The following is a 24,706-nucleotide window of genomic DNA, read 5'->3' as shown; positions in this document are numbered from 1 at the left end:
CGGCTATTCCATCGACGCCGGGGCGCGAGCTATGCTGGGCCGCCCGCCACGCAACCGCGAGAGTCTGCATGCCCCTACGTCCCGCCGCCCTGCCTACCGTGACGCGCCACCTGGTGTCGGTGCTGCTGCCGATCGCCCTGCTGGCCATCGCTCCGCTGCCCGCCGCCGCCCAGGAAGCGCCACGGGCGGGCGATGACCTGCCGGTGGCCGAGATCCAGGCCTTCGCCGAGGTGTTCGAGCGCATCAAGCGCGCCTACGTGGAAGAGGTCGAGGACGAGGACCTGTTGCGCAACGCCATGCGCGGCATGCTCAGCGAGCTCGATCCCCACTCCGCCTACCTGGACAGCGAGGAGTTCGAGAGCCTGCGCGAATCCACCCAGGGCGAGTTCGGCGGCGTGGGCATCGAGGTCGGCATGGAGGAGGGTCAGCTGACGGTGATCACGCCGATCGACGACACCCCGGCCTCCCGGGCCGGCCTGCGCTCCCGAGACCGGATCCTGCGCATCGACGACACCCCCACCGATCGGCTCTCGCTACAGGAGGCGGTCAATCTGATGCGCGGCGAACCGGGCACCCAACTGCGGCTGACCATCCTCCACCAGGATGCCAACGCGCCGCTGGAGGTCACCCTGACCCGCGAGGTCATCCGCACCCGGAGCGTGAAGCACGAGCTACTGGAGGACGGCTACGGCTACCTGCGCGTCAGCCAGTTCCAGAGCCGCACCGGAGCGCAGGTCGACGAGGCCCTGGAAAGCCTGGAACAGGACGGGCCCCTCGACGGCCTGGTGCTCGACCTGCGCAACAACCCCGGCGGGGTGCTGCAGGCCGCGGTGGACGTGGCCGACGCCTTCCTCGACAGCGGGCTGATCGTCTACACCGAGGGGCGCCTGGCCGACAGCGCGATGCGCTTCTCCGCGGGCCGCGAGACCGCGGCCCCCGAGGTGCCGCTGGTGGTGCTGATCAACGGCGGCAGCGCCTCGGCGGCGGAGATCGTCGCCGGCGCCCTGCAGGATCAGCGCCGCGGCGTGGTGATGGGCACCCAGAGCTTCGGCAAGGGCTCGGTGCAGCAGATCATGTCGCTGGGCAACGACGAGGGGCTCAAGCTGACCACGGCGCTCTACTTCACCCCCGACGGCCGCTCGATCCAGGCTCAGGGCATCGAGCCCGACGTGGAGGTGATCCGCGGCCGCCTGGAGGTCGCCGAGAGCAGTCGCCTGGATGTGCGCGAGGCGGATCTCGAGGGTCATCTGGACGCCCCCGATGAGCAGCGGGCCCGCCGCGAGGTGAGCCAGCGGCTGCGCGAGGACTACCAGCTCGGCGAAGCCCTGAACCTGCTCAAGGCCCTCAACGTGCTCAGCCAGCGTCGCGACGGCTGAACGGGCGACAGGCGGCGGGCAGCCGGCCGCGGTGGCCGGTGGCCTGCTGCATCAGCAGCCGCTTGAGCGGCCCGAGCCGGTCCACCCCGGAAAGCCCCAGATTGCGCGCCAGGGTCAGCGCCGGATGGCGCGCCCCGAACAGCAACCGAAAGCCATCCATCAGCGCCAGCATGGCGGCATTGTCGCCGCGACGCCGACGGGCATAGCGGGACAGCACGTGCTCGTCGCCGGGTGACAGCCCCCGCCGGCGCCCCTCGACCACCTCCTCGGCCAGCACCGCGGCATCCATCAGCCCCAGATTCACCCCCTGGCCCGCCAGGGGGTGAATGCTGTGCGCCGCATCGCCTACCAGGGCGAAACCCGGGCGCACGTAGTGCTCGGCGTGGCGCTGGATGAGCGGCACCGCGAGTGCCCGGTCGACCACCGTCACCTCCCCGAGGCGATGTTCGATGGCCGCGCCCAGCGCCTGGCCCAACGCCTGGGCGGACAGGGCCGTCAGGCGCTCGGCCTCCTCCGGCGTCGTCGACCAGACGATCGAGCAGTGGCGAGCGTCGCCCTCGACGCAGAGCGGCAGGAAGGCCAACGGTCCCGTCGACAGGAAGACCTGGCGCGCCACGCCACCGTGATCGCGTGCCGTGCGCACCGTGGTGACCACCGCCACCTGGCCGGTGTCGCGCTCGCGGGTCTCGATGCCGGCCCGCTCACGCAGCGGCGAACGGGCGCCGTCCGCGGCCACGATCAGCGGCGCCTGGAGCCGCTCGCCACCCTCCAGCACCACCGTGCGCCGCTCGCCCGCGCTCTCGGTATCGAGCTCGGCCACCCGGGCGTCGAAGCGCACGGTCACCGAAGGCAGCTCGGCCAGGCGCGCCTCCAGGGCCGCCAGGGTCACGTCGTTCTCGACGATGTGGCCGAGCAGCGGAACCCCAGCCTGTTCCGCGGAGAAGTTCACCTCCCCACTGCCCTCGCCGTCCCACACCTGCATGAAGCGATAGGGACTGACCCGGCGCGCGGCCATCGCCGGCCAGGCGCCCAGCCCCTCCAGCAGCTGGCGGGACACCGGCGTCAGGGCGCTGACCCGCAGGGAGGGCGCCCCCGTGCCCGCGGCCTGCCCGTCGAGCGGCGCCTCTCGGGCATCCAGCAGGGCCACCGAGAGCCCGGCCCAGCCCAGCAGGCAGGCCAGGGTCGCGCCCACCATGCCACCGCCGACGACGATCGCCTCGAACGGTGCCGTCGCGTGTGCCTGTTCTGCGCTCATGGCATCTGCTCCTCGTGATGGCCCGGATGGCCATGCCGTCTGTTCATGGTGTTCGTTCCAGCCTCTGTCGTTGCCGCCTCTGTCGTTGCCGCCTCTGTCTTTCCCACGCCTATCGTTCCAGCCCCATGGCCCGCCGCGCCAGGGTACGGCGCAGCGGCCCCACCAGGTTCAGCCCGACGAGCCCCGCCGCCCGGGCATGGGAGAGCACGGGGTGGTCGAGGCCGAACAGCCGGATCAGGCCGTCGCTGAAGCGGATGACGTCCTGGCGATCGCCGTCGCGACGCGCCTCGAAGTCCTGCAGCACTGCCACGCTCCCCGGCGCCTCGCCCCGCTCGCCGCCGGCCTCGATGGCCGCCACCAGATCCATCACCCCGCGCAGCGCCAGGTTGAAGCCCTGGCCGGCCACCGGATGCAGCGAGTGGGCCGCGTTGCCGAGCACCGCCAGCCCCGGGCGCACCGTCTCCCGCGCCGTGACCAGCGACAGCGGGTAGGCGTGACGGCGTCCGACCCGGCGAAAGTGCCCGGCGCGATCGCCGAAGGCCAGCTGCAGCTCGGCCAGGAAGTCGCCATCTGAGAGCGCCTGCCGCCGCGCCTCCTCGCCGCGCGGGTGGGTCCAGACCAGCTCCATGGCCTGCCCGGGGAGGGGCAGCAGGGCGATGGGGCCCTCGGCGGTGAAGCGCTCATAGGCGATGCCGTCATGGGGGCGGCTGATCTCGACGCTGGCGATCAGCGCCACCTGCTCATAGGGCCGCTCGCGGCTCTCGATGCCCAGGCGCTCCTTGAGCCCCGAACGCCCACCGTCGGCGAGCACCGTCAGGCCCGCCTCCAGCGTGCTGCCGTCCGAGAGCGTGAGCCGATGCCCCTCGGCGACGGGCTCGATGGCCTCCACGCTCGCCGGGCAGTGCCAGTCCACCGGCAACTCGCCCAACCGGCCGTGCAGGGCGCGTCCCATCCAGGCGTTGGGCACCACGTGCCCCAGCGCCTCGACGCCGAGCTCCGCGGCGCGCAGCCGGGTCACGCCCATCCGACCCCGCTCGCTGACGTGGATGGTGCGGATCGGTGCCGCCTGCTCGACCATCGCCTCCCACACGCCCAGGCGCTCGAAGTGCCGGGCCGAACCGCTGGCGATGGCGCTGGCCCGGGCGTCGAAGCTCGGCTGCCAGGGCTCGGCCAGCTGGCGATCCAGAGGCGCCGGCTCGATCACCGCCACCCTGAGCCCCGTCCGCTCGACCAGGGCGGCCAGAGCGCAGCCCAGGCTGGCCCCCACCAGGCCGCCGCCGACGATGGCGATATCGACCCGCTCTTCCTTTTTATTCTCCACACCCTCTAACCGCGCTTCCCGCATCGACGCCATGGTCACCGCCTCTTTATTTCATAACGTACATTACATAAAGGCATATGAATCCTCACAAAAACTGATCACTCGCCGACCATCAGCGCCTCGATATCGGCCACCCGCTTGGGCACCGCCGAGGTCAGCACCTCGCCGCCCTCGACGGTGACCGCCACGTCGTCCTCGATGCGAATGCCGATCCCCCGAAAGGCCTCGGGCAGGTCGTCGTCGGCGGGCACGTAGAGCCCGGGCTCCACGGTGAGCACCATGCCGGGACACAGAGCCCGCGGCTCGCCCTCGCGGCGATAGGCGCCGACGTCGTGCACGTCGAGGCCCAGCCAGTGGGAGGTGGAGTGCAGATAGAAGCGCCGGTAGCTGCCGTCGTCGATGCGCGCCTGGACGTCACCCGCCAAGAGCCCCAACTCGATGAGGCCGGCGGTGAGGTCGTGGACCACGCCCGCGTGGATCGACGCCAGGGTAGTACCGGGGCGCACCGCCGCGATGGCGCGCTCCTGGGCCGCCAGCACCACCTCGTAGAGGGCCCGCTGGGCCGGCGTGAAACGGCCGTTGACCGGGAAGGTGCGGGTGATGTCGCCGGCATAGAGATCGAACTCGGCGCCGGCATCGATCAGAACCAGCTCCCCGTCCATCAAAGGAGCGTGATTCTCGATGTAGTGCAGCACACAGGCATTGGGGCCGCCACCGACGATGCTGGCGTAGGCCGGCCCGCTGCCTCCCTGCCAGCGAAACTCGTGCTCGAGCTCCGCTTGAAGCTGATACTCCGAGAGCCCCGGGCGGCAGGCCCTCATGGCGCGCGCGTGGGCTCGGGCGGAGACCTCCCCGACGTGGCGCATCAGCGCGAGCTCCGTGGCGCTCTTGATCAGGCGCTGCTCGTGGATCAGCCCGCTGATGTCGGCGAAGGCGCTCGGGGCCTGCTCCCCACGGCGGGCGAGTGCCGTCAGCTCGCCGCGCACCTCCTCGGCGAGCGCCAGGGCGCCGGCATCGTCCAGCGGCAGGTAGAGCACCTCGCGGCCCTCCAGCAGCGTGGCCAGGCGCTCGTCGCGTTCGGCATTCTCGAAGGCCTGATCGAGACCGTGGCCCTGCACCGCGCCCTCGGCACCCAGGCGCCTGCCGGTCCAGGTCTCAAGCGCCGGGTCGCGATCCTGGCAGAACAGCACGCTCTCGCCGCCCTCGAGGCCGGGCAGCAGCACCAGCAGCGCCTCAGGCTCGGGGAAGCCGGTCAGGTAATGGAAGTCGCTGTCCTGGCGGAAGGCAAATTCACTGTCGCGCGAGCGGGTGACCAGCGCGGCACCGGGCAGCAGCACGGCGCTGCCGGCGGGCAGCTGCGCCATCAGGGTGCGTCGACGGGCGCGGTATTCGTCGGGGGTGATCGGCGCGGGCCGGGGCAGGATCTCAGGGGGCATCGCGGCTCCTGGGTGGCGGGGTGGGGCCAAGGGTTCAGTGGTGGGTCGGCTCGTCGGCCTGCTCGACCTGGGGCTTGCCGGGATGCTGCTCGGTGTAGAGCAGCATGGCGGCCATGCGCGCATGCTCGGTGAGGGCGAAGAGGTCGTTCTCGTTCTCGGCGCTGTCCTCGATGTCGGTCTCGATGGCGGTCAGGCCGGCCAGGTCCTCCAGGGCCTCGCGAAGGGCCGCCGACCAGTCGCGACGCGGGGCGTCGCCGGCATCGGCCACCACCTCGAGGAAGCCCAGGGTCCACTCCTGCAGGCCCTGAGCCCGCTCGGCCAGCGAGAACAGCTCATCGGGCAGCAGCGGTTCGAGGTTGAGCTCGGCCGCCGACAGGGCCTCGAGGGTCTGGCGGCGCCAGCCCAGCAGGCGCTCGGCGCTGGCTTCGTCACGGGGCTGCTCGACGCCCAGGCTCAGGCAGACCTCCTCCAGCCAGGCCTCGGGGGTAATGTCGTGCAGGGCGAGGGAGGCGCTGAGGCGACCGTCGAGGAAGGCCGGCGACTGCATGCTGCCGTGCAGCAGGAAGGTGTCGGCGATGGTCGAGAAGTCCTGGCGCTCATTGATCAGTGACATGGCAAGTTCCGCTGGTGGAGCCGGCGGGCGCGTTGACCGCCCGCGAACGGCTCTCTTATAGTGACTGGGTTTCGCTTCAGGCCTTGATGTTAACGCATCGACCCTGCATGACGCGCACCCGGTGCGCCCCCTCTGCCACTGGCCCTTGCCGGAGCCTGCCATGACCGAGCCGACACGGCCGACCACCGAGATCACCCTCCTGGAGCGCTCCTACTCCATCGCCTGCCCGCCGGAGGAGCAGGACAAGCTCGAGCGGGCCGCCCGCTACCTCGACCGCGCCATGCAGGGCATCCACGCCCAGGGCCGGGTGGTCGACCGCGAGAGGATCGCCATCATGGCGGCCCTCAACATCGCCCATGAACTGCTCGAGACCCTCGACGACCAGCGTGCCGGCGAAGAGAACCTCAACGCGCTCACCGCCCGCCTCGAGAAGGCGCTGGACGCCGTCCCCACCCGCTGAGCGGGCACGCAATTGCCCCTTTGGCCCGGCCCCGGCCTCTGATAGGATGGAGGGGTTCCCTGGGGTGTTGGCCAGTCGTTATAGTCCCTCGAGCCTATGCGCAGTACCCAGGGGGCCAATGCTAGCCGAACCCGTGTGCACGTCCGTGCGTCGGAAAGCCTGACGGTTCGGCTGCGGCCACCCACCTTGAACCACTGGGTTCAAGGGCCAGAACGACAGCGGCACTCTGGGGAACTCTGATCCGACATGACCGCCATGCAGGATATCGCCGCACCCACCCCCACCGACGATGATCGTCGCCGGCTGAGACGCGAACTGCGTCGTCGCCGACGCGAGCTATCGCCTCGAGAGCGCCGCGAGGCCTCCGAACGACTCTGCAGGCGCCTGCGCCGCCTCCCCGAGCTCCAGCGCGCCCGACGCGTGGCCCTCTATCTGCCCAACGACGGCGAGATCGATCCGACCCCCCTGATCGACTGGCTCGAGCGCCGAGGCAGCCGCGTGTACCTGCCGGTGCTGAAGCCGCTGTGTGACAACCAGCTGTGGTTCGTGCACTACCATGCCGGCACGCCCATGGTGGCCAACCGCTACGGCATCCCCGAACCCGAGACCCGCCACGGGGCGCACCGCGCCCGGCGCACGCCGACCTGGGCGCTGGACCTGATCCTGCTGCCCCTGGTGGGCTTCGACGAGCAGGGCCAGCGCATCGGCATGGGCGGCGGCTTCTACGACCGCACCCTGGCCTTCACCCGCCGCCCGGGGCCTCGCCCACGCCTGATCGGCCTGGCCCATGACTGTCAGCGAGTCTCAGCCCTGCCGGCGGCCCCCTGGGATGTGCCGCTGGACGCTATCGCCAGCGACGCCCGCCTGATTCGCCCCTGAGGCCTCCCTGATACCGCCATCAGGGCCGCTTGTCACAACCCGCCAGGAACCAGAAACGACGACGGCCGATGCGAATGCATCGGCCGTCGTCGGCAGGCGGGGTCGGGCAGGGCGGTGGCCGCCATCCCGCGGGGGCTCAGCCTCCCGCCAGCGCCTGGGCATAGCCGGTGGCCACGATCCCGATGCCGAAGACCAGCACCAGAGTCATGACCAGATCGGGCTTGCGCTTCATTGTGGTTAACTCCATGGGAGACGGGACCACGCGGGTCCTGAGTAAAAATGATGACAGCGCGGTGACTATAGAGCCTCGTGCTTACGCATGACAACCGGCAATCTCGGTACGTTACATATCTAAACACTCGCGTGACCGCGACTGCAGAGTGAGTCAGCGCTCACTCTACGATCTTGCCCTGCCACCTTCTTCGAAACCCTTCCTCGCAACCCTTTCTCGAGGACCTATTGCTAAACCGTCTCACAACACCGCGACGCTACCCTCAGGCCATGAAGAGGCGGTAGGCCGGGTTGTCGCTCTCCTTCCAGTAGCGATAACCGATCTCGTCGAAGTAGCCCTCGACGTGGCGGCGGTCGCCGTTGGGCACCTGCATGCCGACCAGCACCCGGCCGTAGGCCGCGCCGTGGTTGCGGTAGTGGAACAGCGAGATGTTCCAGTCCTGGGGCAAATGGGTGAGGAAGTTCATCAGCGCGCCGGGACGCTCCGGGAACTCGAAGCGATAGACCTCTTCCTCGAAGTGCTCCTTGGGGCGGCCGCCGCCCAGATGGCGGATGTGCAGTTTGGCCAGCTCGTTGTCGGTCAGATCCTCTACCGGGTAGCCGGCGTCGCGGAGCCGATCGATGACCGCCTGGCGGTCCTCGCCGCCGGGCTTCACCTGCACACCGACGAAGATGTGGGCCTGATCGGGCTCCGCGTAGCGATAGTTGAACTCGGTGACCATGCGCTTGCCGATGGTGCGGCAGAATTTCTTGAAGCTGCCCGGCTTCTCGGGGATGGTCACGGCGAGGATCGCCTCGCGCTGTTCGCCGAGCTCGGTGCGCTCGGCGATGTGCTGCAGACGGTCGAAGTTGGTGTTGGCTCCGGAGTTGATGCAGACGAGGGTCTCGTGCTCGGCGCCGGTCTGCTGGATGTACTTCTTCAAGCCGGCCAGCGACAGCGCCCCGGAAGTCTCGGAGACCGCCCGAGTGTCCTCGAAGATGTCCTTCACCGCGGCACACATCTCGTCGGTGTTGACGGTGATGACGTCGTCCACCAGGTCACGCATCACAGCGAAGGGCGCCTCGCCGATCTGCGCCACGGCGACGCCCTCGGCGAACACCCCGACCTGATCAAGCACCACGCGCTCGCCCGCCGCCAGCGCCGCCTTGAGGCAGGCGCTGTCTTCGGACTCCACGCCAATCACCTTGATCTCGGGGCGCAGGTACTTGATGTAGGCCGCCATGCCGGCGATCAGGCCGCCGCCGCCGACCGGAACGAAGATGGCATCGATGGGCCCACCGTGCTGGCGCAGGATCTCCACGGCGATGGTGCCCTGCCCGGCGATGACGTCGAGGTCGTCGAAGGGCGGAATGTAGGTGTAGCCGTGCTCGGCGATCAGCTCCTGGGCATGCGCCGCCGCCTCGGCGAAGGCATCGCCCTTGAGCACCACCTTGGCACCCCGCGCCCGCACTGCGGCGACCTTGATCTCCGGGGTGATGCGCGGCATGACGATCACCGCCTTGACGCCCATCAGCTTCGCTGCCATGGCCAGGCCCTGGGCATGGTTGCCCGCCGAGGCGGCGATCACGCCCTTGGCCTTCTGCGCCTCGTCGAGCTGGGCCATCTTGTTGTAGGCGCCGCGGATCTTGAAGGAGTAGACCGGCTGCAGGTCCTCGCGCTTGATCAGGATCTGGTTGTTGAAACGACGGGAAAGGAAGGGGGCCGGTGAGATGGGGGTTTCCCGGGCGGCCTCGTAGACCCGGGCCTGGAGAATCTTCTTGACGGTAGCTTCGAGCATCCTGATATCCCAGAAGTGACGCGAGGGGCACCGTGAGCGGCGCCGCGAGGAACCCTTATTGGTAGCATTCCGGCGACCGCGGCGTCCAGCATCCATCGGCGCCATGGCCTATAATGGCGCCGCATTCGCCCCCCATCAGACAGCGAGCCCGACATGACCCAGGACGAACTCAAGGACGCCGTGGCCGCCGCCGCCATCGACGAGATCCGCCCGCACCTTGGCCGTGATAGCGTCATCGGCGTCGGCACCGGCTCCACCGCGAACCGCTTCATCGACCGACTGGCCGGCCTGCGCGACGACCTGCGCGGTGCCGTGGCGAGCTCCGAGGCCAGCGCCGAACGCCTGCGCGGCCACGGCATCGAGTGCTTCGAGCTCAACGAGGTGGGCATCGTGCCGGTCTACGTCGATGGTGCCGATGAAGTGAACGCTCACCTTCACATGATCAAGGGCGGCGGCGCGGCCCTGACCCGCGAGAAGATCGTCGCCGCCTGCGCCGAGCGCTTCATCTGCATCGCCGACGCCTCGAAGCGGGTCGCGACCCTGGGCGATTTCCCGCTGCCGGTCGAGGTGATCCCCATGGCGCGCTCCTACGTGGCCAGGGAACTGGTCAAGCTGGGCGCCGATCCGGTCTACCGCCAGGGCGTGGTCACCGATAACGGCAACCAGATTCTCGACTGCTATGAGTTCATGATCGAGGACCCGGTGGCCATGGAGGCGCGCATCAATGCCATCGTCGGGGTGGTCACCAACGGGCTCTTCGCCGCCCGGGGCGCCGACCTGCTGCTGCTCGGCGGCGAGCAGGGCGTGGAGCGACTGACGCCGCAGTAGAAGGCCATGTCGAGCTTCAGGTGATGAGCGCCGGGGGCAAGACGAAGCGAGGGTCTTTTGCCATGGATGGCAAAAGTAGCGCCCAAGGAAGGGTTTACAGCGCCCTCGCGCAGGCTTGGCGCCGGAAAAGCTCATCGCATTTGGCAAGATGAGCACAGACCTCGCCAGCACTCACTCCGCGGGCAGGAGCCTTTCCAGGCCCGCCAGGGTGCGTGCCAGGGCCCCGCGGTTGGCCGCCACCACGCCGCGGCCGGCCTCGGCCAGGCGCCGGCGCTCGGCGGCGTCGTCGAAGAGCCGCCCCAGGGCGTCGCTGAGCGCCTCGCCATCGGCCACCTCGACCAGCGCCTCGGCCTCGCGCAGCGCCTCGGCCACGTCGAGGAAGTTGGCAAGTTCCGGGCCGGTGAGTACCGGCACGCCCAGTGCCGCCGGCTCCAGCAGGTTATGCCCGCCGATGGGCACCAGGCTGCCGCCCACGAAGGCCAGGTCCGCCGCGCCGTAGAGCGCCAGCAGCTCGCCCATGGTGTCGCCGAGATAGACGGCCGTGTCGTCGCCGGGCCACTCGTCGCGGGAGCGGCGCGCCACCGAGAGGCCCTCCCGGGCGCACAGCTCGGCCACGGCCTCGAAGCGCCGGGGGTGGCGCGGCACCAGCACCAGCAGCGCCCCGGGAAGGCGCGCCCGCAGCCGCGCGTGGGCCGCCAGCAGCGCCTCGTCCTCTCCCGGATGGGTGGAGCCCGCCACCCAGACGGGCCGGTCGCCCAGCTTTCCGCGCAGCCGCGCACTCGCCTCGCGGCTCGCATCATCGACGGCGATGTCGAACTTCAGGCTCCCCACCACCTCGCTGCGCTCGGCGGGCATGCCCAGCACGCGGAAACGCTCGGCATCCGCCGCGGACTTGGCCGCCAGCCAGCTCACATGGCCGAGGGCGTCGTGCATCAGCGGCCCCAGCCGGCGATAGCCCTGGAAGGCGCGGGGCGAGAGCCGACCGTTGACCACCGCCACCGGCACCGCGGCCCGGTCGCAGGCAGCCAGCAGGTTGGGCCACAGCTCAGTCTCGAAGAAGATCGCCAGTGCCGGGCATAGACGGTCGACGAAGCGGCGCGCGGCGCCGGGGAAGTCCAGCGGCACGAAGTAATGGCTCACTTCGCCGGAAGCCCTTCCCCCACCCGACGCCTCCGACAGCGCCAGCACCCGCTGGGCCCCGGTGGCGGTCATGGTGGTGATCACCAGGCGATGCTCTGGCCAGCGCTCGGCGAGGGCCGCGATCAGCGGGCGGGCGGCCTGCACCTCCCCTACCGAGGCGCAGTGCAGCCAGATCACCCGCTCGCCCTCGCCGGAAGGGAGAATGAGCCCCAGCCGCTCGCGGCGGGGGCGGCCGGGGAGCTGCTCGCGCCAGACGCGCTTCCAGGCCAGCGGGGCGAGCAGATACAGGGCCGCCGAGTAGGCGCGGCGGGCCCAGGCGGGAGAACGTCCCATCAGGTCTCGCGATCGAGGATAGTCGAGATCATCGCGGTGGTGGAGACGCCGTCCTCGAAGCCCAGCACCCGCACCTCGCCGCCGGCCTCGCGCACGGCGGCGCCGCCGGCGATCTCCTCGGGCCGGTAGTCGCCGCCCTTGACCAGCACGTCCGGCAGCACCGTCTCGATCAGCCGCTGGGGGGTGTTCTCGCCGAAGGGCACCACCCAGTCGACGGCGCCGAGACCGGCCAGCACCTGCATGCGCCGCGCCAGGGGATTGATCGGGCGCTTGGGCCCCTTGAGGCGTCCGATAGAGGCGTCGTCGTTGACCGCCACCACCAGGCGGTCGCCGAGCCGGCGCGCCTGCTCAAGGTAGGCGACGTGGCCGGCATGCAGGATGTCGAAGCAGCCGTTGGTCATCACCACCCGTTCGCCGCGGGCCTGGGCGGCGCGCACCGCCTCGACCAGGGGCGACTCCTCGATGACGCCGAACTCGGCCAGCTTGTCGCCGTGCAGGGCGGTGTAGAGCTCGGCGATGGAGAGGGTCGCGGTGCCGGGTTTGGCCACCACCAGGCCGGCGGCCAGGTTGGCCAGGGTCATCGCCTCGGCGAAGCCGTGCCCGGCGGCGAGCGCCAGGCCCAGCACGCCGATCACGGTGTCGCCGGCGCCGGTGACGTCGTAGACCTCGCGGGCCCGGGTCGGCAGGTGCAGCGGCTCATGCCCCTCGCGGATCAGCGTCATGCCCTTCTCGCTGCGGGTGATCAGCAGCGCCTCGAGCTCGAGCTCGGCGCGCAGGGTCTCCCCCTTGGCGGCGAGCTCGGCGTCGTCGCGGCAATGCCCCATGACCGCCTCGAACTCGCCGAGGTTGGGGGTGATCACGCTGGCTCCGCGGTAACGGTCAAAGTCGCTGCCTTTGGGGTCGACCAGCACCCGCTTGCCGGCGCCCCGGACTATCCGGATCAGTTCCTCGACGCGATTCAGGGTGCCCTTGCCGTAGTCGGAGAGGATCACCAGGTCGCAGCCGGGCAGGGCCGCCTCGACCTGCGTCAGCAGCCCCGAAGTATCCACCTCGCCGAGCCCCTCCTCGAAGTCCAGGCGAATCAGCTGCTGGTTGCGGCTCATCACGCGCAGCTTGGTGATGGTCGGAATGCCAGGGCTGCGTGCGAAGCGAGTGCTCACTCCGACATCCTCGAGCCGGGTCACCAGCCGGTCGGCGTTGTCGTCGTCGCCCACCAGGCCGGCCAGGGCGGCGTGGGCCCCGAGGGAGGCGATATTGAGGGCCACGTTAGCGGCGCCGCCGGGACGGTCCTCGGACTCGTCGACCTTGACCACCGGCACCGGGGCCTCCGGCGAGATACGCGAGGTGCCGCCATGCCAGTAGCGGTCGAGCATCACGTCGCCCACCACCAGCAGGCGGGAATGCTCCAGGGCGGTCAGGTCAAGCTTCATCGGGGGACTCCGTCTCGATGGGGGACTCGGGGTGGGTCAGCAGTGCTTCGAGGCGGTCGATCACGTCCTCGGCACGAATCAGCGACATGGCGTCGGGGTGGCGGACCCGCTGGCCCCAGGGCAGCGTCTCGGGATCCTTGTGCAGGTAGCTGCGCACGGCGTCCGGGTAGCGATTCACCACGAACGCCCGCCAGCAGTAGGGGCCCGCCCGATCGGGATTGGTGGTGGCGTAGAGCCCGACCACCGGGGCGCCCAGGGCGTTGGCCATGTGCACCGGCCCGGAATCCGGGGCGATCACCGCCCGGGCGCCCTGGATCAGCGCCAGCAGGCCCTTGAGCGAGGTCTCACCGATGACATCGGTCACCACCTCGTCGGGGCAGAGGGCCTGGATGCGCTCACCGAGCTCGCGCTCCTGGGTGCTGCCGCCACCGGTCAGCACCGTCTTCAGGCCGCGCTGGCGCCAGGCGTGCTCGATCACCGCCGCATAGCCCTCGGCGGACCAGTTGCGGAAGTTGCGCAGCCGGGGGTTGGCGCAGGGGCTGATCAACAGATAAGGCGACTCCCCCGTGATGCCGCGCGCCTCCTCGACGGCGGCCTCGGGCACCGGCAGGTCCCAGGCGAGCGAGAGATCCTCGACGCCCAGCAGGCGGGCGAAGTCGAGGTAGGACTCAAGCACGTGGGCGCGGGAATGGGGTGCCAGCTGACGCTGGGTGAACCAGTGCTGCGCATCCTTGGCGCGCGCCTTGTCATAGCCTATCCGCAGGTCGGCCTTGAGCCCCAGGGAGAGGACGCTGGCGCGCAGCGCCTGCTGCATGTGCAGCAGCACATCGAAGCGCGTATCGGAGAGCTGCCGCCACAGGGCCCGCATGCCGGCCAGGCCCGTCGCCTTGTCGTAGACGACGAACTCGACCCCGGAGAGGCCCGCCAGTAGACTGTGCTCGCCCTTGCCGACGATCCAGGTGATCCGCGCCTTGGGCCACTGACGCTGCAGGGCACGGACTGTCGGCACCAGGTTACAGACATCGCCCAGGGCGGAGAGTCGCAGCACACAGATGTGCTGGGGTCGATCGGGCAGAGGATGCTTCATGCGGTTGGCAACGTATCGAGCGGGAAAGACTTGCATTCTATATGATGCGGACAGTTTATGTGACGCCGACCGGGCGCCACAAACCGCGCCGCAGCTCATGCTCAAGGGCTTCGACCCCGCCTGGTGGCGCGACGCCGGCCGCGTCACCGGCGAGGCGCCGGGGCGCGGCGCCAGCCTCTTCCTGAACGTCGGCGAGGGCGTCGAGTGGGTGCTGCGCCCCTATCGCCGCGGCGGCCTGATCGCCCGGGTGAGCGACGCCCGCTACCTCTGGACCGGCCTGGAGCGGACCCGCGCCTTTCGCGAGCTGCGCCTCACCGCCCTGCTGCACGAACGCGGCCTGCCCGTGCCCCGCCCGGTAGCGGCACGGGTGACCCGCCACGGCCTCACCTACGAAGCGGCCCTGATCACCGTGCGGCTTCCCGGCGCCCGCGCCCTGGCCGAGCTGATCACCCGCCAGCAGGCCGATTCGGCCCTGCTCGAGCGGGTCGGCGCCACCGTTCGCCGCTTCCACGACGCCGGCCTCGACCACGTCGACCTCAACGCCCGCAACCTCCTGATCGACCCCGAGGGGCGGGTCTGGCTGATCGACCTGGACCGCTGCCGGCTGCGGCGTCCCGGCCGCTGGCAGGCCGCCAACCTGGCGCGCCTGCAGCGCTCCTTCGAGAAGTTCGGCGCCGCCGAGGCCATGGCGGCCGTGCGCCGCGGCTACGCCGCCTCGGCGTAGGCGGCCAGAAGCCCGGCGACGTGGGTCTCGAGGGTAAAGTCGCGCGCCACGCGCGAGCGGGCCACCTCCCCCAGCGCCTCCCTCAGGGCCGCATCGTCCGCCAGCTCGGCCAGGGCTTGGCCCCAGGCGGCAGGATCCTCGGGCGCGGCGAGTCGCCCCGTGGCGGGATCGATCAGCTCGGGAAGGGCGCCGCTGTCGCTGCCGACCACCGCCTTGCCGGCCGCCATGGCCTCGATCACCGTCAGCCCGAAGGCCTCGTTACGCGACGGCACGCAGACGATGTCCATCGCCTCGAAGAGCCGCGGCAGGTCGCGGCGAAAGCCGACGAAGGTGATGCGCTCCTCCAGGCCGAGCTCGCGGACCCGGTCGCGCAGCTCGGCCACGAAGGCCTCGTTGCTGCCCTCGGCGGCGGTCAGTCCGCCGACCAGCAGGCCCTGCCAGGCAAGCGCCGGCCGCTGCTCGGCCAGCCAGGCCAGCGCCTCGATCCACACCCGCTGCCCCTTGCCCGGGGTCACACGCCCCGCCAGGCCGATCGCCACGGTGCCCCGCGCCAGGCCGAGTTCCTCGCGCAGCGCGGCCCGCTCGACGTTCGAGAGACGCGGCGCATAGGGCGCCGGGTCGATGCCCAGATAGAGGCGCTGGATGCGCTCGGCGGGCAGGGAGAAGGCCGCCAGGTTGCGCCGGCGAGTCGTCTCGCTGATGGAGAACACCCGGGTGACGCGGCCGTAGGCCCAGCGGTGATAGGGATCCTTCTTGGGGCGGGTGACGCCCATGTGGTCGGTGAAGAAGAGCCGCAGGGAGGGACGCAGGCTCACCAGCAGAGCCCCCAGGCGCAGGTCGCTGGATTTGTGGCAGTGCAGCACGCCGATCTCGTGGGCCTTCAGGTAGGCCAGCAGCCGGCCGAGCCCCAGCAGCGCGCGGCCTCGCGAGGGCACCGTCAGCGGCGTGACGCCGGCCTCGGTGAGGCTCTCGGCCACCCGGGAGCCGGCCAGGGCCAGGCCGTGGGCTTCCCACCCCTGTCGCCTCAGCTCGGGTATAATGCGCGACGGATACATTTCCAGTCCGCCCCAGCCGTTCGAGAGGCAGATATGCAGGACCTTGCGGGACGACTTGCAGGACAAGGCGCTCTCCTTTCTTGCGGTTGCGGGGCCCGGGAGCCCGGATGATGACACTTTCTCCTGCCAGGGACGGCGGCCGCCCTCGCCTGCTGGTCGTGCGCAATGACAAGCTCGGCGACTTCATGCTGGCCTGGCCGGCGCTGGCCTGCCTCAAGGCGGCCGACCCGGCCCCCCACGTCAGCGTGCTGGTACCGGCCTACACCGCGCCGCTGGCCCGGCAGTGCCCGTGGATCGACGAGGTGCTGCTCGACCCCGGCGAAGATGCAGGACGCGAGGCGCAACGTGAGCTGCTGAGCACCCTGCGCGAGGGCCGCTTCGATGCGCTGCTGACGCTCTTCTCCACCCCGCGCATCGGCTGGCTGGGCTGGCGAGCCGGCATCCCGTTGCGCCTGGCCCCGGCCACCAAGTGGGCGCAGCTATTCTACAACCGCCGGGTCACCCAGCGCAGGTCGCGCTCCGAGAAACCCGAGTACGTCTACAACATGGAGCTGGCCGAGGCCCTGCTCGACGCGCTGGGCCTCGCCGTGCCGCCGCGCCCCGGGCCGCCCTACTGGCCGCTGCCGGCCGACACCCGCGACGCCGAGCGGGCGCGCATCGTCGATGAACTCGGCCTGAGCGCCGCGGCTCCCTGGGTCTTCCTGCACCCCGGCAGCGGCGGCTCGGCGGTCAACCTCACCCTCGATCAGTACGCGACCCTGGTGCGCGGCGTCGAGGCACGCCTCGACGCCGCCGGCGCCGTGCCGCCACGCTGGGTGCTGACCGCGGGACCGGGCGAGGAGGCCGCGGCCGACCGGCTTCGCGACGGGCTCGCCGATGCCTCGATCACCGCACACCGGCTACCGGCCCGCCGCGGCATCGACGACTTCGCCCTGAGCCTCTCGGCCGCCGACCTGTTCATCGCCGGCTCGACCGGCCCGCTGCACATCGCCGGTGCCTTGGACCGGCCGACGGCGGGTTTCTATCCCTCGCGCCGTTCGGCCACCCCGCTGCGCTGGCAGACCTGCAACGCGCAGGCCCATCGCCTGGCCTTCTGCCCTCCACAGGGCGCGGGCGAACGCGACATGTCGAGCATCGACCTCGAGGCCGCGGCGCACCGAATCGCCGAGCGCCTGCTGCCCCTCACGACCCGCGAGACGACCCCATGACGCCCATCACCGGAATCATCATCACCCTCGACGAGGCACAGAACATCACCGACTGCATCGCCTCGCTGCGACCGGTCTGCGACGAGATCATCGTCGTCGACTCGGGCAGCCGGGATGATACCGTGGCCATCGCCGAGTCGCTGGGCGCCAGCGTCATCCACCAGCCCTATCTCGGTGACGGGCCCCAGAAGGCCTTCGCCGTGCCCCGGGCGCGGCACGACTGGATCCTCGCCCTGGATGCCGATGAACGCCTCGACGACGATGCGGTCGCGGCGATCCGGTCACTGCCGCTGGACGACCCGAGCAAGGCGTACCGCTTCAACCGCCGCAACTTCGCCGGGCATCACTGGATCAAGGCGGCCGGCTTCTATCCCGACCCGGTCACGCGGCTCTACAACCGCACCACCTCGGGCTACCTGCCGAAGAAGGCGCACTCCTCGGTGCAGGCCCCCGCCGTCGTGGACACGCACAGCCATATCCGCCACTTCACCTATCGCGACCTGTCACACTGGATCACCCGCATCGATCAGCTCTCGAGCCGCGATGCCTGGGCGATGAAGGAGCGGGGCAAGGGCCCCTCGCGCTGGCGCCCCACCCTGCATGCCGCCAGCGCCATGCTGCGCAAGCTGATCCTCAAGGGCGGGCTCTTCCAGGGCGCGGACGGCATGACGGTGGCGATCACCACGGCGTTCCATGCCTACATGAAGTACGCCAAACTGAACGAACTTCATGAGAACGAACGGGCCGCGACGCCTTCCGATCATGCTTAGGATGCCACGCCGCCTCCGTCATCCGCGCTGGTGGGCCCTGCTGGTGCTGGGCCTGTGGCTGGGCTACGCCCTGGCCATGCTGACCCGGTTACCCACCTGGGCTTTCCCCCTCGTCACCGGGGCCTGGCTGCTGCTGGCGCGCTGGCGGCGCTGGGGGGCCCCCGCGAATCCCCGGCCGGCGATCCGGGTATGGCCCTGGTCGCTGTTCCCCCTGTCCCTGTGGGGGTTCTATGTCTACCTGGCCGCCAGCTTCGGGGAGGTCGATCTCGGGGCGGTGTTCTTCCACCTCCAGGCCGGCATCTCGGAGCACGGCGGAAGTGGGCGGATCCTCTCCGCCCTCCTCCACACCCTGGGCATGCTGCTGCTGCTCGCCGCCTTCACCTGGCTGGTGCGGGTCGATCGCCGCTGGCGCACGACGGAGCGCCTGCTGGCCGTGATGCTGCTGGCCGCCAACCCCATGCTCTACGGCCTCGGCCAACGAGGCGCCGCCATCGTCACCGACGACGGCGCCTGGCTCGATCGGCAGTACGTGGAACCGGTGATCCTCGACGCGCCCCGCTCGCCACCCAACCTGGTGCTGCTCTACCTGGAGAGCCTGGAGCGCACCTACGCCGATCCGGAGCGCTTCGGCGATGCCTACGCGCCCCTAAAGGCCCTGGGGGAGCGAGCCCTGGTCGTCGAGGGCGTGCGCCAGCTCGACAACACCGGCTGGACCATGGCCGGCATGATCGCCAGCCAGTGCGGCACGCCGCTGATGCCGGCCGGCCTGCTCCACGACAGCCAGTTCGAGCCGCTCGGCCGAGTCGTGCCGGGGATCGACTGCCTGGGGGACCTGCTCGCCGAGCGCGGCTATGCGCTCTCCTACCTGGGCGGGGCCAGTACCCGCTTCGCCGGCAAGGGGGTCTTCTACCGCGATCACGGCTTCGCGCGGGTGATGGGGCGCGAGGAGCTGGAGCCGCGACTTGCGGATCCCGACTACGTCAACAGCTGGGGCCTCTATGATGACACCCTCTATGACCTCACGGTCGAGGAGATCCGCCGCCTGGAGCGCCAGGGCGAGCCCTGGGGGCTGGTCAACCTGAACCTCGCCGCCCACGCCCCCAACGGCTATCCGGCCCGCGCCTGCCGCGATCGCCAGGGCGAGTTCGACGGCGCCGACATCCTGTATTCGGTGGAGTGCTCGACCTGGCTGGCGCGCCGCCTGGTGGAGCGTCTCGAGGCCGAGGGGCTGCTGGAGAACACCCTGGTGGTGGTCGCCAGCGACCACCTGACCATGCGCGTTTCGGCCTGGGAGCAGCTGGTCGCGGGACAGCGGGAGAACACCCTCATGCTGCTGGGCGAGGGGATCGAGCCGCGCCGGCTCAGCGTCGAGGCATCGACCATGGACGTCCTGCCGACGGTGCTCGAAGCCATGGGGTTCGTCATCGACTGGCACCGGGCGGGACTCGGCGTCTCGCTGCTCTCCGACCAGCCGACGCTGATCGAGGAGCACGGGCTGGAGACCCTGAACGCCCGCCTGCGGGAGGAGACGACCCTCCAGGAGCGACTGTGGGAAGGCCTGGCACCCTCGCAGCGCACCCCGCCGCCCGACGCCGTCATCGCGCCCCGGGGCTGATCCGACGCACCCACGACGCTGAGGTTGCCCTAGGGCGTCGCCGCCAGCACCGCCTGCAGTACGCGCTCGGGAGTGAGCTGCTTCAAGCAGTTCGTATGCCCCAGCGGACAGGTACGCTGGAAGCAGGGCGAGCAGTCCAGGGCCAGGGAGTGGATCTCGGCGTTCTCGGTCAGCGGCGGCGTGTAGGCCGGTGACGAGGAGCCGTAGAGCGCCTGGACTCGGGTTCCCACCGCCGCGGCCACGTGCATCAGCCCGGAGTCGTTGGTCACCACCTGCCGGCAGTCCCCGAGCAGGTCGACGGCATCCGCCAGCCGAGTCCTGCCGCAGAGATTGTGAGTATGGGGCAGGCCGTCGGCGATCACCTCGCCGGCGTCCACATCCTTGGGTCCGCCCAGCACCCGCACCTCGAACCCCTCCACCACCAGAGCCCGGGCCAGCTCGCGGAAGTGCGTGAGGGGCCACTGCTTGGCGGGGCCGTACTCGGCACCCGGCATCATGCCGATGGCCGGGCGCGACGAAAGCCCCAGCGCGACCCGCTGCTCGACCAGGTTGTCGATATCCAGGCGCAGCGAGGGGCGCGGAATGGCGAAGTCGCCGGCTGCGGCCTCCTCGCGGGGCAGCCCCAGCGCCACGAAGCGCTTGACGGTCTGATCCAGCGTCGCCTTGTCGAGGGGGCGGCGATCGTTGAGCAGCCCGAAACGCTGCTCGCCGGTGAAGCCGGACCGCCGGGGGATGCGCGCCAGGAAAGGCACCAGCGCCGATTTCCAGGAGCGCGGCAGCACGATCGCCCGATCGAAGCGCCCCTTGAGAGAGGCGGCCAGCTGCCGACGGCTCACCAGGCCGAACTCACCGTGGCCTACCCCGAGCCCCGCGACCTCGTCGACCTCGTCCATGCGCTCAAGGATCGGCCGCGACCAGCCGGGTGCCACCACGCCGATGCGACAGCCCGGGTGGCGCGCCTTGAGGGTCTTGAACAGGCTCTGGGCCATGACCATGTCGCCGACCCAGGAGGGACCCACGACCAGGATGCGCTCCCCTTCACCGCCGGGCGGCCCTGCGGCCTCAGCCATTCAGCCACTCCAGATAAGCACTCACGCCCTCGGCCACGGTGCGAAACTCGCGATCGTAGCCCGCTTCGCGCAGCCGCGAGATGTCGGCACGCGTGTAGCTCTGGTAGCGCCCCTTGAGCTCGTCGGGAAAGTCGATGTACTCGATCTCGCCCTTGCCGTAATGCTCGATGACCGCCTCGCCGATCGCCTTGAAGGGTTCGGCGCGGCCGGTGCCCAGATTGAAGATGCCGGAGGCCTCGGGGTGATCGAGGAACCACAGGTTCACATCCACCACGTCGCCCACGTAGACGAAGTCGCGGCTCTGCATGCCGGCCTCATAGCCATCCCAGGCGCCGAACAGCTTGAGGTCATGGCCATCACGGATTTGGGTATGGTGATGGTAGGCGACGCTGGCCATCTTGCCCTTGTGCTGCTCGCGGGGCCCGTAGACGTTGAAGTAGCGAAAGCCCACCACCTGGCTCTCGAACTCATCGTGACGGGCCCGCACGTACTGGTCGAACAGCAGCTTGGAGTAGCCGTAGACGTTGAGCGGCTTCTCGTGCTCGGGCGCTTCATAGAACACCTCGCTGCCGCCGTAGGTGGCAGCCGAGGAGGCGTAGATGAAGGGGATGCCCTCGCGCTGACAGAAGTGCAGCAGCACCTTGGAATACTCGAAGTTGTTCTCGAGCATGAAGCGGCCGTCCCACTCGGTGGTGTCCGAGCAGGCGCCTTCGTGGAAGATCGCCTCGATGGGCGGCAGATGCGACTCCTCGCCGTTCATCGCCGCCTTCACCCGAGCCAGGAAATCGTCCTTGTCCAGGTAGTCGCCCAGCGTGCAGTCGGCCAGGTTGACGAACTTGGTGCCGTCACTGAGGTCATCGACCACCAGGACGTCGTCGCGGCCACGGGCGTTGAGCGCCTTGACCAGATTCGAGCCGATAAAGCCGGCTCCGCCTGTTACTACGATCATGGGAATCCTCTTCTCCGGGCCTGCGCCTATAACCGATCTGCCAGTAATTGTATACTTGACGGCTCGTGAATTCATGGCCAACGGTGCTTCCAATGACACAGTCGACGCCAGACGTGACAACCTTCCAGGGCCTGATCCTCGCCCTGCAGCAGTACTGGGCCGAACAGGGCTGCGTGATCCTCCAGCCCCTGGACATGGAGGTCGGTGCCGGCACCTTCCATACCGCCACCTTCCTGCGCTCCATCGGGCCCGAGACCTGGAACGCGGCCTACGTGCAGCCCTCCCGCCGCCCCACCGATGGCCGCTATGGCGAGAACCCCAACCGCCTGCAGCACTACTACCAGTTCCAGGTGGTGATGAAGCCCTCTCCCGCCGAGCTCCAGGAGCTCTACCTGGGATCGCTCAAGCGCCTGGGACTCGATCCGCTGGTCCATGATATCCGCTTCGTCGAGGACAACTGGGAGTCGCCGACCCTGGGCGCCTGGGGCCTCGGATGGGAGATCTGGCTCAACGGCATGGAGGTGACCCAGTTCACCTACTTCCAGCAGGCCGGCGGCCTGGAGTGCTACCCGGTCACCGGCGAGCTGACCTATGGCCTCGAGCGTATCGCCATGTACCTGCAGGACGTCGACAGCGTCTACGACCTGGTGTGGACGGTGGCCCCGGACGGCACCAAGGTGACCTACGGCGACGTCTACCTGCAGAACGAGCGCGAGCAGTCGGCCTACAACTTCGAGCATGCCGACGTCGACTTCCTGTTCGCCTCCTTCGACCACCAGGAGCGCGAGTGCACCAAGCTGCTGGAAGCCCGGCTGCCGCTGCCCGCCTACGAGCAGGTGCTGAAGGCCTCTCACACCTTCAACCTGCTGGATGCCCGCCACGCCATCTCGGTCACCGAGCGCCAGCGCTACATCCTGCGCGTGCGCACCATGGCCCGAGGCGTGGCCCAGGCCTACTACGATTCACGCAAGGCCGCCGGCTTCCCGCTGGCCTCCGAGGCCCTGCGTCATGAACTGCTGGCCGACGAGCCGCTTGCCGAACAGGGAGATGTCTGATGGCTGCCAATACCCTACTGGTTGAACTGGGTGTCGAGGAACTGCCGCCGAGCGCCATCGATGAGCTCTCCGACGCGCTGGCCGAGGGCATCCGCCGCGGCCTGGCCGATGCCGACATCGACGCCGGCGAAGTGCTGGCCTACGCGAGCCCGCGACGCCTGGCCGTGCAGATCCAGGAGCTCGCCGACAAGCAGCCCGACCGCGAGGTCGAGCGCCGAGGTCCGGCCCTGGCCGCCGCCTTCAAGGAGGGCCAGCCGACCAAGGCCGCCGAGGGCTTCGCCCGCTCCTGCGGCGTCACCGTGGATCAGCTGATCCACCTGGAGACCGACAAGGGCACCTGGCTCGGTTACCGGGAGCACCAGCCGGGGGAGGCCACGACTGCCCTGCTGCCCGCCATCGTCGAGAAGGCCATCGGTGCCCTGCCGGTGCCCAAGAACATGCGCTGGGGCGCCTCGCGAATCGAATTCTCCCGCCCCGTGCACTGGCTGGTGATGCTCTACGGCAACCAGGTGGTCGAGGCCACTGCCCTGGGTCTGACGGCCGGTCGCACCACCCGCGGCCATCGCTTCCATGCCCCCGCGCCCATCGAACTCACCCATGCCGACGACTACCTCGCCGCCCTCGAGGGCGCCTGGGTGCTGGCCGATCGCGAGCTGCGCCGTGAGCGCATCCGCGAGCAGGTGCTGGCCGAGGCGGAGGTCCAGGAGGCCACGGCGGTGATCGACGAGGACCTGCTGGTCGAGGTCAGCGGCCTGGTGGAATGGCCCGTCGCCTTGACCGGCAGCTTCGACGAGCGCTTCCTCGAGGTCCCGCCCGAGTGCCTGATCTCGTCGATGAAGGCCAACCAGAAGTACTTCCACCTGCTGGATGAGGCGGGCCGGCTCAAGCCGCTGTTCATCACCGTCTCGAACATCGACAGCACCGATCCCGACCAGGTGATCCAGGGCAACGAGCGGGTGATCCGTCCGCGCCTGGCCGATGCCGCCTTCTTCTATGACACCGATCGCAAGCACACGCTGGCCGAGCGCGCCCCGGCGCTGGCCAGCGTGGTGTTCCAGAAGCAGCTGGGCAGCCTGGCCGACAAGGCACACCGCAACGCGGCCGTGGCCGCCTTCATCGCCGGCCACATCGAGGGCGACGTGCACGATGCCCGGCGCGCCGCCGAGCTCGCCAAGTGCGACCTGGTCACCGAGATGGTGCTCGAGTTTCCCGAGCTGCAGGGCACCATGGGCCGCTACTACGCGCTCAACGACGGCGAGCCCGAGGAGGTGGCCCTGGCGCTGGAGGAACAGTACCTGCCGCGCTTCGCCACCGATGCCATCCCCCAGGGCCGCACCGGCCTGGCCCTGGCGCTGGCCGATCGCCTCGACACCCTGACCGGTATCTTCGGCATCGGCCAGCGCCCCAGCGGCACCAAAGATCCGTTTGCCCTGCGCCGCGCCGCCATCGGCGTGATCAACATCCTGGTCAAGGGCGAGCTCAGCCTCGACCTGCGTGAACTGCTTGAGCTGTCGGCCGCCCAGCACCAGGAGCTGCCCTACGCCGAGGGACTCGTCGACGAGGTCCTCACCTACATGCTCGATCGCTTCCGCGCCTGGGCCGGCGACGAGGGCATTGCCACCGAGGTCTACCTGGCCGTGCGAGCTCGCCCGGTTACCGAGCCCCTCGACTTCGCCCGCCGCCTGCGCGCCGTGCAAGGCTTCGCGCGTCGCGAGGAGGCCGCCGCCCTGGCCGCCGCCAACAAGCGCGTCTCCAACATACTCGCCAAGCAGCAGCACGATGGCGACCTCAGCGTCGATGCCGACCAGCTGCAGGAAGCCGCCGAGAAGACGCTTTTCGAGGCGCTGGAGGCCTGTCGGAGCGAGGTCATGCCACTGTTCGCGGAGGCGCGCTACAGCCAGGCCCTGGACGCCCTGGCCACTCTGCGTGAGCCGGTGGACCGGTTCTTCGACCAGGTGATGGTCATGGCCGAAGACCCCGCCGTGCGTCGCAACCGCCTGGCGCTGCTGGCCGGTCTCCAGGCGCTGTTCCTAGAAGTGGCCGATATCGCCCTGCTTCAGCAGTAGCGATAGCCCGCTCCAGAACCCAAGGGC

At 69.9% G+C, this 24,706-nt stretch carries 21 protein-coding genes and 1 other RNA gene; 11 read left to right on the top strand and 11 right to left on the bottom strand.

Annotation, left to right across the window (positions count from 1 at the left end; translation table 11 throughout):
* Nucleotides 1-68 precede the first annotated feature (68 nt).
* Nucleotides 69-1,376 (top strand): S41 family peptidase, encoded by a 1,308-nt coding sequence (locus tag BM388_RS09120; protein ID WP_089849334.1) that lies wholly within the window; start codon nt 69-71, stop codon nt 1,374-1,376.
* On the opposite strand, the gene BM388_RS09115 is transcribed toward BM388_RS09120, so the two are convergent.
* The 4 genes from BM388_RS09115 to BM388_RS09100 form a co-directional block, all read right to left on the bottom strand.
* Nucleotides 1,354-2,631 (bottom strand): UbiH/UbiF/VisC/COQ6 family ubiquinone biosynthesis hydroxylase, encoded by a 1,278-nt coding sequence (locus tag BM388_RS09115; protein WP_089849332.1) that lies wholly within the window; start codon nt 2,629-2,631, stop codon nt 1,354-1,356. The genes BM388_RS09120 and BM388_RS09115 overlap by 23 nt on opposite strands.
* Nucleotides 2,632-2,740: 109 nt before the next feature.
* Nucleotides 2,741-3,985 carry a 2-octaprenyl-6-methoxyphenyl hydroxylase gene (gene ubiH / locus BM388_RS09110; RefSeq protein WP_425431920.1) on the bottom strand — a complete coding sequence of 415 codons (1,245 nt, stop codon included), beginning with the start codon at nt 3,983-3,985 and terminating at the stop codon, nt 2,741-2,743.
* A gap of 65 nt (nt 3,986-4,050) precedes the next feature.
* A complete protein-coding gene (pepP, locus tag BM388_RS09105; protein WP_089849329.1) occupies nt 4,051-5,388 on the bottom strand; it encodes a Xaa-Pro aminopeptidase in 1,338 nt (445 codons plus the stop codon).
* 34 nt (nt 5,389-5,422) lie between these two features.
* Nucleotides 5,423-6,001 (bottom strand): UPF0149 family protein, encoded by a 579-nt coding sequence (locus BM388_RS09100; RefSeq protein ID WP_089849328.1) that lies wholly within the window; start codon nt 5,999-6,001, stop codon nt 5,423-5,425.
* 160 nt (nt 6,002-6,161) lie between these two features.
* On the opposite strand from BM388_RS09100, the gene BM388_RS09095 reads away from it, so the two are divergent.
* The 3 genes from BM388_RS09095 (at nt 6,162) to BM388_RS09085 (ending at nt 7,340) form a co-directional block, all read left to right on the top strand.
* A complete protein-coding gene (locus BM388_RS09095; protein WP_089849326.1) occupies nt 6,162-6,461 on the top strand; it encodes a cell division protein ZapA in 300 nt (99 codons plus the stop codon).
* 53 nt (nt 6,462-6,514) lie between these two features.
* Nucleotides 6,515-6,698: non-coding RNA, 6S RNA (gene ssrS / locus BM388_RS09090), on the top strand.
* A 9-nt stretch (nt 6,699-6,707) separates the two neighbouring features.
* A complete protein-coding gene (locus tag BM388_RS09085) occupies nt 6,708-7,340 on the top strand; it encodes a 5-formyltetrahydrofolate cyclo-ligase (RefSeq protein WP_089849324.1) in 633 nt (210 codons plus the stop codon).
* A 494-nt stretch (nt 7,341-7,834) separates the two neighbouring features.
* Here BM388_RS09085 and ilvA read toward each other — a convergent pair whose 3' ends face one another.
* A complete protein-coding gene (ilvA, locus tag BM388_RS09080; protein ID WP_089849322.1) occupies nt 7,835-9,349 on the bottom strand; it encodes a threonine ammonia-lyase, biosynthetic in 1,515 nt (504 codons plus the stop codon).
* Between the two features lie 153 nt (nt 9,350-9,502).
* Here ilvA and rpiA point away from each other — a divergent pair, with 153 nt between their 5' ends.
* On the top strand, nt 9,503-10,177 hold the full coding sequence (rpiA, locus tag BM388_RS09075) for a ribose-5-phosphate isomerase RpiA (RefSeq protein ID WP_089849320.1): 675 nt from the start codon (nt 9,503-9,505) through the stop codon (nt 10,175-10,177).
* A gap of 171 nt (nt 10,178-10,348) precedes the next feature.
* Here the strand turns inward: rpiA and waaA are convergent, their stop codons facing one another.
* Genes waaA through BM388_RS09060 form a run of 3 tightly spaced genes read right to left on the bottom strand, consistent with a single transcriptional unit; the run spans nt 10,349 to nt 14,167 of the window.
* Nucleotides 10,349-11,650, bottom strand: coding sequence for a lipid IV(A) 3-deoxy-D-manno-octulosonic acid transferase (gene waaA / locus BM388_RS09070; protein WP_089849319.1), 1,302 nt, complete (start codon nt 11,648-11,650; stop codon nt 10,349-10,351).
* Nucleotides 11,650-13,080, bottom strand: a complete 1,431-nt coding sequence (hldE, locus tag BM388_RS09065) for a bifunctional D-glycero-beta-D-manno-heptose-7-phosphate kinase/D-glycero-beta-D-manno-heptose 1-phosphate adenylyltransferase HldE (protein ID WP_089849317.1) — start codon at nt 13,078-13,080, stop codon at nt 11,650-11,652. Before hldE ends, waaA begins: the two co-directional genes overlap by 1 nt.
* A complete protein-coding gene (locus BM388_RS09060; protein WP_089849315.1) occupies nt 13,070-14,167 on the bottom strand; it encodes a glycosyltransferase family 9 protein in 1,098 nt (365 codons plus the stop codon). Before BM388_RS09060 ends, hldE begins: the two co-directional genes overlap by 11 nt.
* Between BM388_RS09060 and BM388_RS09055 the strand changes: the two genes are divergently transcribed.
* The gene (locus tag BM388_RS09055; RefSeq protein ID WP_089849313.1) at nt 14,166-14,891 is read left to right on the top strand and encodes a 3-deoxy-D-manno-octulosonic acid kinase; all 726 of its coding nucleotides are present in this window, start codon (nt 14,166-14,168) and stop codon (nt 14,889-14,891) included. The genes BM388_RS09060 and BM388_RS09055 overlap by 2 nt on opposite strands.
* Here BM388_RS09055 and BM388_RS09050 read toward each other — a convergent pair.
* On the bottom strand, nt 14,873-16,012 hold the full coding sequence (locus tag BM388_RS09050) for a glycosyltransferase family 4 protein (RefSeq protein ID WP_245781505.1): 1,140 nt from the start codon (nt 16,010-16,012) through the stop codon (nt 14,873-14,875). The genes BM388_RS09055 and BM388_RS09050 overlap by 19 nt on opposite strands.
* A 44-nt stretch (nt 16,013-16,056) precedes the next feature.
* Here BM388_RS09050 and BM388_RS09045 point away from each other — a divergent pair, with 44 nt between their 5' ends.
* The 3 genes from BM388_RS09045 to BM388_RS09035 are packed head-to-tail and all read left to right on the top strand — an operon-like array spanning nt 16,057 to nt 19,539.
* Nucleotides 16,057-17,154 carry a glycosyltransferase family 9 protein gene (locus BM388_RS09045; protein WP_089849351.1) on the top strand — a complete coding sequence of 366 codons (1,098 nt, stop codon included), beginning with the start codon at nt 16,057-16,059 and terminating at the stop codon, nt 17,152-17,154.
* Complete coding sequence (locus BM388_RS09040) at nt 17,151-17,924, top strand: glycosyltransferase family 2 protein (protein ID WP_089849311.1); 774 nt, start codon at nt 17,151-17,153, stop codon at nt 17,922-17,924. Before BM388_RS09045 ends, BM388_RS09040 begins: the two co-directional genes overlap by 4 nt.
* Before the next feature lies 1 nt (nt 17,925).
* Entirely contained in the window at nt 17,926-19,539 is a 1,614-nt protein-coding gene (locus tag BM388_RS09035) for a sulfatase-like hydrolase/transferase (protein ID WP_089849309.1), read from the top strand.
* Nucleotides 19,540-19,568: 29 nt separating this feature from the next.
* Here the strand turns inward: BM388_RS09035 and waaF are convergent, their stop codons facing one another.
* Together waaF and rfaD are read right to left on the bottom strand one after the other, a co-directional pair.
* The gene (waaF, locus tag BM388_RS09030; RefSeq protein WP_089849307.1) at nt 19,569-20,609 is read right to left on the bottom strand and encodes a lipopolysaccharide heptosyltransferase II; all 1,041 of its coding nucleotides are present in this window, start codon (nt 20,607-20,609) and stop codon (nt 19,569-19,571) included.
* Nucleotides 20,602-21,558: an ADP-glyceromanno-heptose 6-epimerase gene (rfaD, locus tag BM388_RS09025; protein ID WP_089849306.1), complete on the bottom strand. Its 957-nt coding sequence runs from the start codon at nt 21,556-21,558 to the stop codon at nt 20,602-20,604. Before rfaD ends, waaF begins: the two co-directional genes overlap by 8 nt.
* A gap of 92 nt (nt 21,559-21,650) precedes the next feature.
* On the opposite strand from rfaD, the gene glyQ reads away from it, so the two are divergent.
* A complete protein-coding gene (gene glyQ, locus BM388_RS09020; RefSeq protein ID WP_089849304.1) occupies nt 21,651-22,613 on the top strand; it encodes a glycine--tRNA ligase subunit alpha in 963 nt (320 codons plus the stop codon).
* Nucleotides 22,613-24,679: a glycine--tRNA ligase subunit beta gene (gene glyS, locus BM388_RS09015; RefSeq protein ID WP_089849303.1), complete on the top strand. Its 2,067-nt coding sequence runs from the start codon at nt 22,613-22,615 to the stop codon at nt 24,677-24,679. Before glyQ ends, glyS begins: the two co-directional genes overlap by 1 nt.
* Nucleotides 24,680-24,706: the final 27 nt, after the last annotated feature.

Source organism: Halomonas saccharevitans (assembly GCF_900116405.1).
In the GTDB taxonomy this organism is placed as follows: Bacteria; Pseudomonadota; Gammaproteobacteria; order Pseudomonadales; family Halomonadaceae; genus Halomonas; species Halomonas saccharevitans.
The sequence above is the reverse complement of the archived record's forward strand: the minus strand, read 5'-3'. Positions and strand labels throughout refer to the sequence as shown.

Excerpts from the sequence above, each read along its gene's own strand:
- BM388_RS09120 (WP_089849334.1), top strand. The coding sequence starts at position 69 with ATGCCCCTACGTCCCGCCGCCCTGCCTACCGTGACGCGCCACCTGGTG.
- BM388_RS09115 (WP_089849332.1), bottom strand. The coding sequence starts at position 2,631 with ATGAGCGCAGAACAGGCACACGCGACGGCACCGTTCGAGGCGATCGTC.
- ubiH (WP_425431920.1), bottom strand. The coding sequence starts at position 3,985 with ATGGCGTCGATGCGGGAAGCGCGGTTAGAGGGTGTGGAGAATAAAAAG.
- pepP (WP_089849329.1), bottom strand. The coding sequence starts at position 5,388 with ATGCCCCCTGAGATCCTGCCCCGGCCCGCGCCGATCACCCCCGACGAA.
- BM388_RS09100 (WP_089849328.1), bottom strand. The coding sequence starts at position 6,001 with ATGTCACTGATCAATGAGCGCCAGGACTTCTCGACCATCGCCGACACC.
- BM388_RS09095 (WP_089849326.1), top strand. The coding sequence starts at position 6,162 with ATGACCGAGCCGACACGGCCGACCACCGAGATCACCCTCCTGGAGCGC.
- BM388_RS09085 (WP_089849324.1), top strand. The coding sequence starts at position 6,708 with ATGACCGCCATGCAGGATATCGCCGCACCCACCCCCACCGACGATGAT.
- ilvA (WP_089849322.1), bottom strand. The coding sequence starts at position 9,349 with ATGCTCGAAGCTACCGTCAAGAAGATTCTCCAGGCCCGGGTCTACGAG.
- rpiA (WP_089849320.1), top strand. The coding sequence starts at position 9,503 with ATGACCCAGGACGAACTCAAGGACGCCGTGGCCGCCGCCGCCATCGAC.
- waaA (WP_089849319.1), bottom strand. The coding sequence starts at position 11,650 with ATGGGACGTTCTCCCGCCTGGGCCCGCCGCGCCTACTCGGCGGCCCTG.
- hldE (WP_089849317.1), bottom strand. The coding sequence starts at position 13,080 with ATGAAGCTTGACCTGACCGCCCTGGAGCATTCCCGCCTGCTGGTGGTG.
- BM388_RS09055 (WP_089849313.1), top strand. The coding sequence starts at position 14,166 with ATGCGGTTGGCAACGTATCGAGCGGGAAAGACTTGCATTCTATATGAT.
- BM388_RS09060 (WP_089849315.1), bottom strand. The coding sequence starts at position 14,167 with ATGAAGCATCCTCTGCCCGATCGACCCCAGCACATCTGTGTGCTGCGA.
- BM388_RS09045 (WP_089849351.1), top strand. The coding sequence starts at position 16,057 with ATGACACTTTCTCCTGCCAGGGACGGCGGCCGCCCTCGCCTGCTGGTC.
- BM388_RS09040 (WP_089849311.1), top strand. The coding sequence starts at position 17,151 with ATGACGCCCATCACCGGAATCATCATCACCCTCGACGAGGCACAGAAC.
- BM388_RS09035 (WP_089849309.1), top strand. The coding sequence starts at position 17,926 with ATGCCACGCCGCCTCCGTCATCCGCGCTGGTGGGCCCTGCTGGTGCTG.
- waaF (WP_089849307.1), bottom strand. The coding sequence starts at position 20,609 with ATGGCTGAGGCCGCAGGGCCGCCCGGCGGTGAAGGGGAGCGCATCCTG.
- rfaD (WP_089849306.1), bottom strand. The coding sequence starts at position 21,558 with ATGATCGTAGTAACAGGCGGAGCCGGCTTTATCGGCTCGAATCTGGTC.
- glyQ (WP_089849304.1), top strand. The coding sequence starts at position 21,651 with ATGACACAGTCGACGCCAGACGTGACAACCTTCCAGGGCCTGATCCTC.
- glyS (WP_089849303.1), top strand. The coding sequence starts at position 22,613 with ATGGCTGCCAATACCCTACTGGTTGAACTGGGTGTCGAGGAACTGCCG.